14 protein-coding genes are annotated in these 13,521 nt (G+C 42.4%); 9 read left to right on the top strand and 5 right to left on the bottom strand.

Annotation, left to right across the window (positions count from 1 at the left end; translation table 11 throughout):
• Positions 1-134: 134 nt before the first annotated feature.
• The 3 genes from QO187_RS04530 (at position 135) to QO187_RS04520 (ending at position 2,296) form a co-directional block, all read left to right on the top strand.
• A complete protein-coding gene (locus QO187_RS04530) occupies positions 135-512 on the top strand; it encodes a DoxX family protein (protein ID WP_102092575.1) in 378 nt (125 codons plus the stop codon).
• Positions 513-861: 349 nt separating this feature from the next.
• On the top strand, positions 862-1,575 hold the full coding sequence (locus QO187_RS04525; RefSeq protein WP_102092574.1) for a pirin family protein: 714 nt from the start codon (positions 862-864) through the stop codon (positions 1,573-1,575).
• 109 nt (positions 1,576-1,684) lie between these two features.
• On the top strand, positions 1,685-2,296 hold the full coding sequence (locus tag QO187_RS04520) for a nitroreductase family protein (RefSeq protein WP_057761493.1): 612 nt from the start codon (positions 1,685-1,687) through the stop codon (positions 2,294-2,296).
• Positions 2,297-2,478: 182 nt separating this feature from the next.
• Here QO187_RS04520 and QO187_RS04515 read toward each other — a convergent pair whose 3' ends face one another.
• The 3 genes from QO187_RS04515 to nadR all read right to left on the bottom strand — a co-directional run bounded on the left by QO187_RS04515 (position 2,479) and on the right by nadR (position 5,052).
• The gene (locus QO187_RS04515) at positions 2,479-2,913 is read right to left on the bottom strand and encodes a DUF962 domain-containing protein (protein ID WP_102092573.1); all 435 of its coding nucleotides are present in this window, start codon (positions 2,911-2,913) and stop codon (positions 2,479-2,481) included.
• Between the two features lie 222 nt (positions 2,914-3,135).
• Positions 3,136-3,867, bottom strand: a complete 732-nt coding sequence (gene pnuC, locus QO187_RS04510; RefSeq protein WP_102092572.1) for a nicotinamide riboside transporter PnuC — start codon at positions 3,865-3,867, stop codon at positions 3,136-3,138.
• Positions 3,868-3,993: 126 nt separating this feature from the next.
• The gene (gene nadR, locus QO187_RS04505) at positions 3,994-5,052 is read right to left on the bottom strand and encodes a multifunctional transcriptional regulator/nicotinamide-nucleotide adenylyltransferase/ribosylnicotinamide kinase NadR (RefSeq protein WP_102092571.1); all 1,059 of its coding nucleotides are present in this window, start codon (positions 5,050-5,052) and stop codon (positions 3,994-3,996) included.
• A gap of 722 nt (positions 5,053-5,774) precedes the next feature.
• Between nadR and QO187_RS04500 the strand changes: the two genes are divergently transcribed.
• The 4 genes from QO187_RS04500 to QO187_RS04485 all read left to right on the top strand — a co-directional run bounded on the left by QO187_RS04500 (position 5,775) and on the right by QO187_RS04485 (position 10,115).
• On the top strand, positions 5,775-5,987 hold the full coding sequence (locus QO187_RS04500) for a PspC domain-containing protein (protein ID WP_102092570.1): 213 nt from the start codon (positions 5,775-5,777) through the stop codon (positions 5,985-5,987).
• Positions 5,988-6,462: 475 nt separating this feature from the next.
• The gene (glyQ, locus tag QO187_RS04495; RefSeq protein WP_102092582.1) at positions 6,463-7,464 is read left to right on the top strand and encodes a glycine--tRNA ligase subunit alpha; all 1,002 of its coding nucleotides are present in this window, start codon (positions 6,463-6,465) and stop codon (positions 7,462-7,464) included.
• Between the two features lie 9 nt (positions 7,465-7,473).
• Positions 7,474-9,567: a glycine--tRNA ligase subunit beta gene (gene glyS, locus QO187_RS04490; RefSeq protein ID WP_371547519.1), complete on the top strand. Its 2,094-nt coding sequence runs from the start codon at positions 7,474-7,476 to the stop codon at positions 9,565-9,567.
• A gap of 251 nt (positions 9,568-9,818) precedes the next feature.
• A complete protein-coding gene (locus tag QO187_RS04485) occupies positions 9,819-10,115 on the top strand; it encodes a hypothetical protein (RefSeq protein WP_238037862.1) in 297 nt (98 codons plus the stop codon).
• 132 nt (positions 10,116-10,247) lie between these two features.
• On the opposite strand, the gene QO187_RS04480 is transcribed toward QO187_RS04485, so the two are convergent.
• On the bottom strand, positions 10,248-10,700 hold the full coding sequence (locus QO187_RS04480) for a cell division protein ZapA (RefSeq protein ID WP_071003029.1): 453 nt from the start codon (positions 10,698-10,700) through the stop codon (positions 10,248-10,250).
• Between the two features lie 98 nt (positions 10,701-10,798).
• Complete coding sequence (locus QO187_RS04475) at positions 10,799-11,239, bottom strand: hypothetical protein (RefSeq protein WP_371547516.1); 441 nt, start codon at positions 11,237-11,239, stop codon at positions 10,799-10,801.
• A 212-nt stretch (positions 11,240-11,451) separates the two neighbouring features.
• On the opposite strand from QO187_RS04475, the gene QO187_RS04470 reads away from it, so the two are divergent.
• Positions 11,452-12,105, top strand: a complete 654-nt coding sequence (locus tag QO187_RS04470; protein WP_057761477.1) for a UPF0149 family protein — start codon at positions 11,452-11,454, stop codon at positions 12,103-12,105.
• 48 nt (positions 12,106-12,153) lie between these two features.
• Positions 12,154-13,440, top strand: coding sequence for an acetylornithine deacetylase (argE, locus tag QO187_RS04465; RefSeq protein WP_371547514.1), 1,287 nt, complete (start codon positions 12,154-12,156; stop codon positions 13,438-13,440).
• The last annotated feature ends 81 nt before the right edge of the window (positions 13,441-13,521 follow it).

Below are 13,521 nucleotides of genomic sequence, written 5' to 3'. Positions count from 1 at the left end.
CGATGCCTCATGATTGTTCTTACACCAAGAACTTATACTTGTGATTATTGCTGTTTATCCCATGCTAGTCAACGCCTATAATCGCGCTATTCTCTACTTAGAGACATGATTAAACACACTTTTGGAGCATTATTATGGACAAGTTACAGCAATTGAGCGCACCGCTCGGTCGTCTATTATTATCAGTCATTTTCATCTTTGCAGGCATTGGTAAAATCACAGATTATGCGACTACTCAAGGCTATATGGAGTCAGTAGGTGTGCCTGGTATGTTATTACCATTGGTAATCGCGTTTGAAGTACTAGGTGGTATTGCTATCTTGCTAGGTTATAAAGCTCGCCCAATCGCTTTCTTGTTTGCTGGGTTTAGCATCGTGTCAGCTATTATTTTTCATCAGTTCTGGACTGACGAATCACAGATGATCTCATTTATGAAAAATATTTCGATCGCAGGTGGGTTTTTGATGATTTTTGCTCATGGTGCGGGTGTTTACTCAATAGACAGTAAGTGATAGAAAATAAGTAGCTGAGTTACCTCTTATACGTTTACGAAGAACAATCATAAAGGGGTAGTTTCAAATAAAGAGCGTCATGTACATTTTCACAGGAAATTTCAACAGCAGACAGTTTTTTATATAAGCATAACTTAAAGTGATTTATATACAGTTAGCTGTGCTAATATATGTAAAAAATCTATGTTACGTTAGAACTGCTCCGATTGTTCTACAAAACAGAATAGTTAATTGCATTTAGCGTTGTTTATCTATGTAGAATTAATAATTATAATAAGCCCATTGTTTAAATAGATTAATCGATAATAAGTATATAGAGGGTTAATCTGTTGATAGCTAAGGACGAATTATGAAAACAATCTATCATGCAGCAGCCTCACGTGGCGATGCCAATCATGGCTGGCTTAAAAGCAGACATACCTTTAGCTTTGCCAATTATCATAATCCTGAGCGTATGGGATTTGGTGCCTTACGCGTTATTAATGATGATTTTGTCATTGGCGGTCAGGGGTTTGGCAATCACTCGCACCGTAACATGGAAATTATCAGTATTCCTCTATCCGGCAAGCTCGCTCATGGCGATAGTATCGGTAACGAGGGCGTCATAGAGACTGGTGAAATTCAAGTGATGTCAGCGGGTACAGGCATTACGCATAGTGAAATGAACGGTGACGATGCAGAGGCTGTGAGGTTTTTGCAGATTTGGGTAATACCAAACAAAATGGATGTCGCACCGCGTTATCAGCAAGTGCATATGGGCGATATCATGCGACCTAACGAGTTTAGCCAAGTGCTATCACCTTATTCTGATGATGCAGGGGTTTGGATTCATCAAGATGCTTGGTTTAGCATGGGTGATTTTGACGAAGGTATATCGCAAACTTACCAATTAAATAATCCTAACAACGGTGTCTACGTATTTGTCCTCAGCGGTGAAGTCGTAATAGATGGTAATACTTTGGTTAGTAGAGATGGTTTGGGTATTTGGGATACTGCGAGCTTTGATATAGACGTAAAAGAAGCCGCAAAAGTATTGGTGATGGAAGTGCCGCTATTTATGTAGTCATCGGATAGCAAAGTGCTTTATCAATTAAAGTACTCATACCAATAAATATTAACGCTAAAAATTATTTTTATTAACAATTATTTTACTAACAACATGGAGAAACACTATGTCAGATTTAACAACATTACAGCAGCTAGCAGAAAAACGTCGTTCTATCTATGCGCTAAGCAACCAACTGCCAGTAGCTAACGACGAAATCGTGAAAATAGTTGAGCATGCTATTTTGCACACGCCATCATCGTTTAACTCGCAATCAACGCGTATCGTTGTATTGTTTGGCGATGACCATCGTAAGTTGTGGGATATGACCGAAGATACATTACGCGAAATCGTTGGTGACGAAGAGAAGTTCAAATCGACCAAAGAGCGTGTCAATGGTTTCCGTAATGGTGCTGGTACGGTACTGTTTTTTGAAGATCAAGCAGTCGTCAGAGGCATGCAAGAAGCCGCGCCACTATATGCTGACAACTTCCCAATCTGGGCAAGTCAAACCAGTGCCATGCATCAGTATGTTATTTGGACGGCATTAGCCAGTATCGATGTTGGCGCAAACTTACAGCACTACAATCCAGTAATCGATCAAAAAGTAGCCAGCGCTTGGGATATCGACAAAGACTGGACGCTAAATGCACAATTGGTATTTGGAACAATTGAGCAGCCAGCAGGCGAAAAAGCATTTAAGCCAGTCGAAGAGCGTATGAAAGTGTTTGGTGCGTAAGATAGGGTAGTCTATTTTATATAGGCCTAAAATCTTAATAGCCCCAAAAGCTTACGTAAAACAAAAAGCGCCACTCAGTAATCTCTGGGTGGCGCTTTTTTATTGGTAATATTTTCTTGTTGAGGTTATCAATAGCCTGCAGCTAATCTAAATTCCTGCAAAAATTACGCAGAGATTGACGACTATTTACGCTGCATCAAACTATTAGCCACCCATGCTGGACCGATTAACAAAAACTGTAGATCCTTAAAGAAAGAAGGTTTTTTACCTTCGATTTTATGCCCAATGAATTGGCCAATCCATGCAACGATAAATACCGCTGCCCACGCTTTAAAGCCCCATGGCATCGCTGCCATCACTGACAGACAGATAAGAATAAACATCCCCATGGCTAAAAACAGTGGCGTAGATAAGCGTATATAAAACAATAATACCAATGCGCTAAGCACCAAGGTAAACCATACGGATAGCGATATGCCCATGCCTAACAGGCTGACAAAAATGGTTGGCACACATAGCCAATGGATTTTTTTATTGACCAAGTTCTGGTGACTGACCGAGTACTCACTAAGCCATTGCTCTAGCGTACGTTTGGACATTTTTGGTTGACGAGACATACTAACCTGCCTGTTAGTAAATAAGATGAGTAACTCATACTAGCTAATGGACTCGCTACTAATCTCAGTATGAAGATGATTGTTAATATCAGTTGTAGCACTAATTGCGCCTGTCTACCATGTTATCTGATAGACGGCACAGTCAAGTTTACTCGTACTATTGATGCTATATCAGCGAAATTTTATTCAAACTCCCAAGGGTTCTTTTCTACAAGAAACACATTATCCTTGCTCGCTGCGATGCCATTCATACAGGCCGATAAAGGCGTTTACTTGATACACCATAGTCTGAATAGCAAAGATATAGTTGCCAGACATGAGGTTCACGATGAGCCAGACAAAGTTAACAATGATCCACAGCCACCAGTTAAATGAGTAACGCAGAATCATAGCTGCCTGAGCCGTGATAGATAGCACAAAGGCAATGACGTTAATCCAAAAGAAAGAAATAAACCCTAAAAACAGACTGTTATCATCTTCTACGACGGCATAACCATAGCTCGCCAGTAGATCATTGACGGTTGGGAAAAGGGCGAGGCCTACAATAATAAATGCAGCAGTGATTAACCAAACAGCTTTACTCGCTGACTTGGGTATCATGTCGCCATCAGGGTCAGTATGCTTCGACCAATAAAAGATACCGTAAACATGGGTAAAAAAGTTAAATAGTGGAGCAAGCATCAAACCTACTGCGCCAGACGTTGCCTGTACGATGACTTCGCCTGCCGTTGCCCCCATACCAAAGCCATTGCCCATGACGTTTTTGCGGAATGATAGCGAGACTACGCAGACCAAACCAATGAACGAGACTGCTAAATAAAACCAATCAAGCGTGGTATGGTCTGTCGTGAGCCAAAAACCCGCAGATAAGGCAATGACACCGCAAATAAACCAAATGATAATCCATTGCATCGCCCATTTTCCGGTGATGTTGTCCAATAGCTGAATACGCATCGCTTTTCCCCTAAAGTAAATACTGATATCAATATAGTGCTAACTACCATGTGCTAGTTAAATAAAGTGTGCTAGTTAAATAACGTGCGCTAGTGAATAAATTATTATAAATATGCTCAGTACAGTTTATGATTTTTTGCCATAGATATATTGATCAATCAATAACAGTGCTTGCTGGTAGCGAGCATCATAGTCGGGCTGATCGATCATATGCGGCGTAATATCGTGACGCGCAAAAATATCTATCAAACGGTGCTCAAAGCGTCCACGCGCTTCAGGCGTACCTAGAGATCGCATACCATCATCAACCCACGGCGTATTGTTGTCTAGCATGATGGTGTGGTCTAAGCGAAACTCATCAATACAAGCAGCCACAAAAGGATGCGTGCGACCCTCGTATTCTTCACAAAATGCTTGCGTAGTGACAAAATCAGTATCAACGATGGTGATAGGGGCAGTTGCGCGGGCTTTGGCTTCTCGGATTGCCTCAGCATGGTCGAGACAAATAGGGCCATAATCACTGTACTGTAATCCAACCTCGCTACCACCCAACTCTGTACCGACATACAGCCGCCCCATCTCTAGGGCAAAGCTGGCACCATAATAATTGGCAAGCTTATGGACTAGCGTTGTCTTACCTGAGCTTTCACCGCCGACGATAGCGACAGTCTTGGTATAGTCGGCGCGTACTTGCGGATGAAGTGCTGACCAATGGGCAACTGGATCACGCGCAATCGCATAAGAGTCAAACTCAGACTGTAGCGGCGTAGTAACGACTGGCAAAAGCAGCTGCTCTTGTATGTCATTGCGAGTGAGCGGATGGTTGTTCGCCATAAACAATACAGTCTCTGCTGATAGTGATAGTGCGTCCATTAAGCGTTGCAATTTGGCATTACTAGCAGCGACATCAATACTGACATCATCACTGGCACTATACAGATTTTCGTGCAGCGGTAGTTCGCTCTCATGAGTAGTATGAATATGAATAAATGGCAAGTCGGCACAGGCCATCTGTAGCCAACGCGCTTTGTCTTGTAAGGTAATCGTAAAATCAGGATGCGGCAATGGATGCGCCATAATAACGATATGCAAGGTTTTGGCTTGTCCTGCTGCATCCAATATGCTGCGCATCTGCCCTAAGTGCAGGGGCTCAAAATGTCCAATCATCAATCCAGTGTCGTACATAGTTATCCTTATTATTTTTTATTTTAATCTCAGTGTTCCATGTCTATTCCAAAGAATACGGCTAATACTGTCTAAGTTAAATGATCCAAAGTAGACATTTATTAAGAACAGTAATACCAACCACGTTCTTTACTTCTAGTATTCTTCGTAAAGGTATTTTTATCTAATAGTTGAGCAGTGTTACAACTTTCATCATAGAACGTCTGAAAACTTAAGTTGCTTATCAGCATGGTATAAAGCTTTTGGAGGATTTGCAGGTGGGTTATTGTAAAAATAAGGTATATCGGATGTACGCGGAATCGCACGTTTTTTAATTGAGGATTTTTTAACTGAGTAAAATTGGTTAGCTAAAATATTATTCAGACTATTAAAAATTTGACTCGATTTTAGCGTGATAAAGCAAGCTTATCTCTTTGATTAAATTAAAAATAACAAGATATGTAAAACGAAATTGCAAGGTTATAGCAACAAAGATGGTTCTGAAACATTTTGAAATAACTATTTAAAATCAGGGGCTTGCATGGTGCTATGACAGATTAGGGTAAGCTTGAGTAGCATAAACTCACAAAGTACTGCTATACCTTAAACAGATAAATCCTGAATTATTGATATACTGATTCGTAAGTTAGCAAAGCAAGATAATGTTTTAGCTAAATACGTAAGACAATCGGAAAAATAGAATAAAAAAATAAACAAGAATAGAAAATAGAGAGGTATTTGATTTGGCTAAGTTAGCAAAATTACATCGCTCACCAAACAATCGCATGATAGCAGGTGTGATGGGTGGCATTGCAGAATATGCTGGTTGGTCGCCAATATGGGTGAGAGTATTATTCGTAATCATCTCATCGTTAAGCGCAGCAGTACCAGGCATTTTGATTTATATCATCCTATGGATAATCATGCCAAAAGCCAATAGTCAGTCTTATCAATAATAGGAGTCTGATAGTTATTTTTAAAATTAGCTTTTTTAAAATTAGGTTTTCTGAACCAGTTAAAGAGCCAAATTTAAGTTAGACGTAATTGCTAAAAACAGTAAACTTTCAAAAAATAAAAAGCCTGACCAATCAGGATGCCCAAGACACAATTTTCCTCCTGCCCGAATGCTAGCGCATTTGGGTATTTTTTTATTTATTGTATTAGTACTACTTCCATGATGATTTGCCTGAAAATGCGCTATACAACCGAGGTTTTGTGCCCACTATGCAAATTTAGTTGATGTAAATATGGATAAAATAGTCAATTTTTAGTAAGGTGAGCAGGCAGATAGAGTCGTTGCCGAATAGGTCGCGCGAGCGCTATCAGAGATTTATTTAATAATACTCATTTCACAGTGGCTTTACTATGAAAACCGAAACTATGACATCCCAAGCGATAACCCCGATGACACAAGATAAAGACTCCCAACCGATGACTTTTCAAGATTTAATCTTAACTTTGCAAAATTATTGGGCCGATAAAGGCTGCGTTGTATTGCAGCCCTACGACATGGAAGTCGGTGCAGGTACTTTTCATACCGCGACGTTTTTGCGCTCATTAGGTCCTGAGCGCTGGAATGCAGCGTATGTACAGCCATCACGTCGTCCTACTGACGGGCGCTATGGTGACAATCCAAACCGCTTGCAGCATTATTATCAGTTCCAAGTCGTATTAAAGCCAAACCCACCGAACATCCAAGAGCTGTATTTGGACTCACTACGAGCCATTGGTATTGATCCATTGGTGCATGATGTGCGTTTTGTAGAAGACAACTGGGAATCGCCAACGCTTGGTGCGTGGGGACTTGGTTGGGAGATTTGGTTAAACGGTATGGAGGTCACGCAGTTCACGTACTTCCAGCAAGTCGGTGGTATCGAGTGTTTCCCAGTCACTGGCGAAATCACTTACGGGCTTGAGCGTTTGGCTATGTATGTGCAGGGCGTCGATAGTGTCTATGATTTAGTCTGGGCAGATGGTGAGTTTGGCCGCGTCACCTATGGCGATGTGTTCCATCAAAACGAAGTCGAGCAGTCTACCTACAACTTTGAGCACGCTGATGTGCCGATGATGGGCGAGATGTTTGACTTTTATGAGCAACAAGCAGACAAATTGGTCGATGCAGGATTGCCACTACCAGCGTATGAGATGGTATTAAAAGCATCTCATGCGTTTAACTTGCTTGATGCACGCGGCGCTATTTCAGTGACTGAGCGTCAGCGTTTTATCCTACGTGTGCGTACACTTGCTCGTAAGGTTGCCTTTGGTTATGTCGAAGCTCGTGCCAAATTGGGCTTCCCGTTGGCTGATGAAGAACATCGCCAAGCCGCGCTTGATAAGTATTTGCCAAAAGAAGACGTGGCAGCAGACAGCTTAGCAGCTGACAACTCAGCAAAAGAAACTACTGACACTAACCAATCTACTAACGATAAATAGGAGCATCCCATGAGTACTATTCTATTTGAACTGGGGTGTGAAGAGCTACCTCCAAAAAGCCTAAAACCATTACGTGATGCACTACAAACCAGTGTCACTGAGCAATTGACGGCAGCAGATATTACCTTTGATAGCATCAAAGCCTTTGCTGCTCCGCGCCGTTTGGCAATTCAGATTCAAGGTATTAGCGATAAGCAGCCTGATCGTACAGAGCAAAAACGTGGCCCTGCGATTAAAGCGGCGTTTGATGCAGAGGGTAACCCAACACGTGCGGCCATGGGTTTTGCTAAAGGTTTGGGTATTGAAGCTAGCGAGCTTACGACGATTAATACCGATAAAGGTGATTATGTTGGTTTTGAGCAAACCATCCGTGGTCAAGCGACCACTGAGCTACTGCCTGCTATTTTCCAAACCGCGCTAGATAATCTGCCAATTGCTAAGCGTATGCGCTCAGGTGCTAGCCGTAACGAGTTTGTGCGTCCAGTACAGTGGGCAGTATTGATGCAGGATGATACTGTCATCGATGCCACTATCCAAGGTCATCAGACGGGTACGCAAACGCGTGGTCATCGCTTCCACAGCCTTGATTATCACAATATTGCCCATGCTAATGATTATGAAGAATTACTAAGTGGTCTAAAAGTAGTAGCAGATTTTGATAAGCGTCAAATGCTGATCAAAAACCAAGTTAAAGCATTGGCAGATGAGGTTAATTCTGATGCCATCGTACCGCAAGATTTATTAGACGAAGTCACCGCATTGGTCGATTTTCCAATTGCGCTACGCGCAAGCTTTGAAGCACGCTTTTTACAAGTACCGCAAGAAGCGCTTATTTCGACTATGCAAGCGGATCAAAAGTATTTTTGCTTGACTGATAAGACTGGCAAATTGCAGCCGTATTTCATTTTTATTACCAATATTGAATCAAAAGATCCTAACCAAATCATTGAAGGTAATGAAAAAGTCGTGCGTCCACGTTTGGCTGATGCAGAGTTTTTCTTCTTACAAGATCAAAAGCAGCCGTTGTTTGCACTCACAGAAAGCCTAAAAAATCGCGTATTCCAAGATAAATTGGGTACGATTTGGGAGAAATCTGAGCGTATAGCCAAGCTAGCTGCATTCATCGCCACGTTGATGCAGCAGCAGGGTCACGATATCAATGTCGATGAAACCGTACGTGCAGGTATTTTGTCTAAAGCGGATTTGGCCAGCTCGCTCGTCGGCGAGTACCCTGAATTACAAGGTATTGCAGGTACTTATTATGCGCGTCTAAACGATGAGCCAGCAGCTGTCGCTGCCAGCTTGGAAGAGCAGTATCTGCCGAAATTCAGCGGCGATGTGCTACCACAAACACCAATTGGTATTTGCTTAGCATTAGCTGATCGTTTGGATACATTGGTTGGTATTTTTGCGATTGACCAAGCACCGACGGGTTCAAAGGATCCGTTTAGCTTACGTCGTTCTGCCATTGGCATCTTACGCATTTTGATTGAAAAGCAGTTACCGATTAATCTGGTGGCATTGGTTGAGCAAGCGATTAAAGGCTATAGCGATGCTGAGGGTAGAAAAATTGCCAAAATGGGCGATACTTTTACCCAAGTCATGGCATTTTTAAACTCGCGCTATCGTGCGATGTATACAGAGCAAGGTGTCAGCGTCGATACAATTCAGGCCGTACAAGCGATTAACCCGCATATGCCGCTTGATTTTGATCAGCGTATTCGCGCCGTACAAGCGTTTAGCGAGCTGTCACAAGCGTCGATGTTGGCTGATTCAAACAAGCGTGTTGCCAATATATTGGCCAAATCAGAAGTGAGCGTTGCTGATACAGTTGATGAGACGCTACTGTCTGAGCCTGCTGAGCAAAATTTATATGCGAATGTGAAGCAAGCACAGACAAGCGTGCAACCATTGCTGGAGCAAGCGGACTATACGCAAGTATTGCAAACGCTGGCGAGCTTAGATGAGCCATTGACACAGTTCTTTGATAATGTGATGGTTAATAGTGAAGATGCGGCGCTCAAAAATAACCGCTTGGCATTGCTCAAGCAGGTACGCGCCTTGTTCTTGACTGTGGCAGATATCAGCGAGCTACAGCTTTAGTTCTGCTAGCCTTTAATTTTAAATTTTGATATAAAAACTGGCTCAATGTGGCCAGTTTTTTGTTGCCATAGCACTTGGTTATTCGTCAGTGCTATTAATGACAATCCAGCATAATCAACAATTAACCGTAAAGGCATTGTGCCATTACCATTATTGACGGTAAAATTTAGGCATTCGAGCGTATTGGATCATGGTAAGTGTCATCACTTTTGTTATTCATTACGTTTATTTGTCATTGAAGGAGCGCTGCCGTGTTTGCCGTTATTATTGTCATTCTCATTATTTGGGCTTCAATGTGGGCTTTTTATAAGTTTATGTACCCACGTCCACCCAAAAGCATGATGCCAAAAGAGGGTGATGTCACCACACCGCGTCAGTGCAATTTTTGTGGTAACAGTTTGGCGGAGTATCGCGGTGTCCTTGAAACCAAACCGAATGTCGCTGCCAATAGTGATAACGCTATCGATGCCAATCAAGAACTGTTCTTTTGTAATTATGAGCATCAGGCAGACTTTCACGCAGGCAAGACTTACAAACCTTATGCGTAAGCAGATAGATAAAAACGAGTGACCATAAAAAAGCGCTTAGTATGGATGAACTAAGCGCTAACAGGCTGAACGGCTCTCTATCAGACTGTCTATCTTTTCGAATAACCTGTTTGCTTATAAAACACTGCTCACTTAAAGAATAGAGTGGGCGTCTTTCATAATTTTATTTAGCAATGCCTGTGATTGCTTATCTTTTTGCAAGCGGTCTTCATCACTTCTTTGGTTGGCATGGATTTTTTCGTATAAATTCAAGCAGCACAGCACCAGTATGCTTTCTTGACTGAGGCTTGGTGCATCTCGCTTTAGATCAAGCGCATAATTATTGATATAAGATACCGCCGATAGTAGCTCTTCTTGCTCATGTACTGGGCAAAAAATTGGATAAGTCACGCCTGCAATCGCGATATCTACTTTTTTGATCTGGGGCTCAGCCGCTTTACCATTGGCTTGAGACGATGTGCTGGATGTGCTCGCCCCCGATTGAGTGGATTTTTGTACGGCTACGTCTTTATTCGGTACTTGAGTATTTTGTGATGGGTTATTTTTTGGCTGTTTTTCTATAGCGTTGCTTTGGTTATCGGTCATGATACATCCTACAATGTTTGGTCAGTGGAATGAGTGATAGAAGTCGCGTTAGGGTGTTTCATAAACCACCCGTTTTTGCTATTGGTTGCCGCAACAGATTAGCTTTCTGCTTGATCGATGCGGGTTAAGCGTTGCAAGACGACTTGCGTGCGCTCCGCTGCCAACTGATTCTTTTTTTGCAGCTCATTGTTCTGTTGTTTGATATCGCTGTATTGCTGCTTCAATTCATTATTGTGTTTTTGCAGCTCGCTATTTTGTTGTTGTAATTGGCTGATTTGTTTTTGCAATTTGTCTTGTTCTTCACCAATCATATGGTGCGCTTCTGCGAGACTCTGATAGCGCTTGTCGAGATCGTTCAGTTGCTTTTTGGCACCGTCACGTTCGCTATGACTGTTATCGAGCTTGGTCTTTAGGTCGGCAAATTCTTTAGAGTCGGTGACAGGATGTTGTTTGAGGCTGCTAAGTTCAGCACTGACAAGCTGATACTGTTTTTTGATGTCGAGTACCATTTTTTCTAATATTCTAAGTTGATCATACATAGTCAGTTTTTATCCTTAACAAGTAAGCGTGAATGAATTTTTTTCGCTGCATTTAATAATGCCATAGGTGACCGCATAATATCTATATCAACAAAGTAATTACAAGTACGAGGCTTTGTCTTTTTACTTTTATCTATCGATGATTTGTCCCAGACATTTTGTCGTGACTATTTTTATTTTTTGAACAGTAATCAACTACTAGGACATCTATTATGAATGATAATATCTCTGGCTGGAATACTTGGCTAACCGCGTTTGATGATTGGACTGACGTGTCTATCAGCGAAGTGCATGGCATGATGACAGGGCTTATGACGGCTTGTAATGCACCTGACGAAGCAACTTGGGCTAAGGTGTTTGAGGAGCTCAGCTTTGCTCCATTACCAGAGCCTGCATTGACCTTGCTGACAGAAGAAGCGGAAGACATCGTGTTTCAGCTAAAAGACAAAGATGATGCCTACGCGTATATGCCGCTCATTCCAGATGATGAACATGATTTATACGAGCGCGTGATGGCGTTGAAACAGTGGGCAAACGGTTTTATGACCGGTTTTGGTATTACTGATTGTGGTTTGACCAGTGAAGAAAACGAGATGCTATCTGATTTGGCTAAGATTGGCGCAATTCGTCTCGAAGATGATGAGGATTTTGAAGGTGGCGAAGAGTCTTATCTTTATATCTATGAATTTGCTCGTATGGTACCCGTAAGTTTTGCCACACGTAAACGCAAGGCTGTCAAAGATATCGCGCTCATCGCAGGTTTGTCTATCGATGCCAAAACAACCAAAGAGCTACAGGCAGAAGGTAAGCTACCAAAACCAATGCCGCCAGTGGTTGATGTGATGAACCATAACAATCCATCGTAAGGCAGCTCTGATACATCATAGTTCTGAAAATTGTAGTAAGGATATTTTATGATCCAAAATAGCAGTAGTAATAGCGACAATGTCAGTAATAGCGATAATGTTGATAGTAGCAGCGATGTCCAGCTGAAAAATGCTGAGCACCCTACTCAGAGTCTCGATTGGCTAACACGTCTCATCTCCTTTGATACGGTCAGTCGCCATTCTAATTTGGCTTTGATTAACGATGTAAAGTCGTACTGTGAGCAGTTGGGTTTGACGGTAGATTTGACCTTTAATGAAGCTAAGACCAAAGCCAATTTGTTTGTGACCGTACCAGCTGGTGAAAACGCTGATATTATTAATAACGGTCTGGTCTTATCAGGTCATACCGACGTTGTGCCAGTTGATGGGCAAGCATGGTCTTCAGAGCCGTTTACCGCGACGATACGTGGTGATAAGCTATATGGTCGCGGTGCGTGTGATATGAAGGGCTTTATCGCTTGTGCGCTAACGATATTGCCGCAAGCCGTGCAGTTATCGAATAGCGGTCAGCTACGTCGTCCGTTGCATTTGGCATTGTCGTTCGATGAAGAGGTTGGTTGTTTGGGTGCGCCATTGATTTTGGCAGACCTAAAAGCACGTGGTATCACGCCTGATTATTGTATCGTTGGTGAGCCAACTAACATGGCTATGGTAGTTGCACATAAAGGCATCGCAGTTTATCGCTGCCGTGTACATGGTAAGTCGGCGCATTCGTCACTGATTGCACAAGGGGTCAATGCGATCAGCTATGCAAGCAGATTGGTGGGCTATGTCGACACGCTTGCTGAAGAGCTGAGCGCTCGTGATGACAACGATGCGTTATTTACAGTGCCATACTCGACATTGTCAGTAGGTACCATACATGGTGGTACAGCGACTAATATCGTGCCCAATCTGTGCGAGTTCACCTTTGACTATCGTAACCTGCCGCACATGACGCAAGACGATATACTAGCGCCCATTCAAGCCAAAGTCGCTGAGCTAAACGCTCAAATGCAAGCACGCGCGCCAGAGACTGGTATTAAGCTGATGCAAGAAGAAAGCGTCCCAGCAATGACAGATGACGATAGTGCTGAGTTGCAATCGTTAATCGCTGCGCTGACAGGAGATGATGAGCGTCATAAAGTGGCTTATGCGACTGAAGGCGGTCAGTTTACCAATGCAGGTATCCCAACGATTATCTGCGGCCCTGGTAGTATTGAGCAGGCGCACAAAGCGGATGAATATGTGGAGCTTAGCGAAATTGAACGCTGCGATGCGTTTTTAAAGAAGCTATTAGATAGCTGTACGACTCAGCCGTCCATGCAGTCATAATTATTCAGAAAAAGGCGTGTCGTTCCTTTAAGAATTTTTGCGAGACTTTTTTGATATATAGGTATAAGTGACACCGTCTTA

The sequence above is a fragment of the Psychrobacter sp. Arc9 genome (assembly GCF_041431295.1).
In the GTDB taxonomy this organism is placed as follows: Bacteria; Pseudomonadota; Gammaproteobacteria; order Pseudomonadales; family Moraxellaceae; genus Psychrobacter.
The sequence above is the reverse complement of the archived record's forward strand: the minus strand, read 5'-3'. Positions and strand labels throughout refer to the sequence as shown.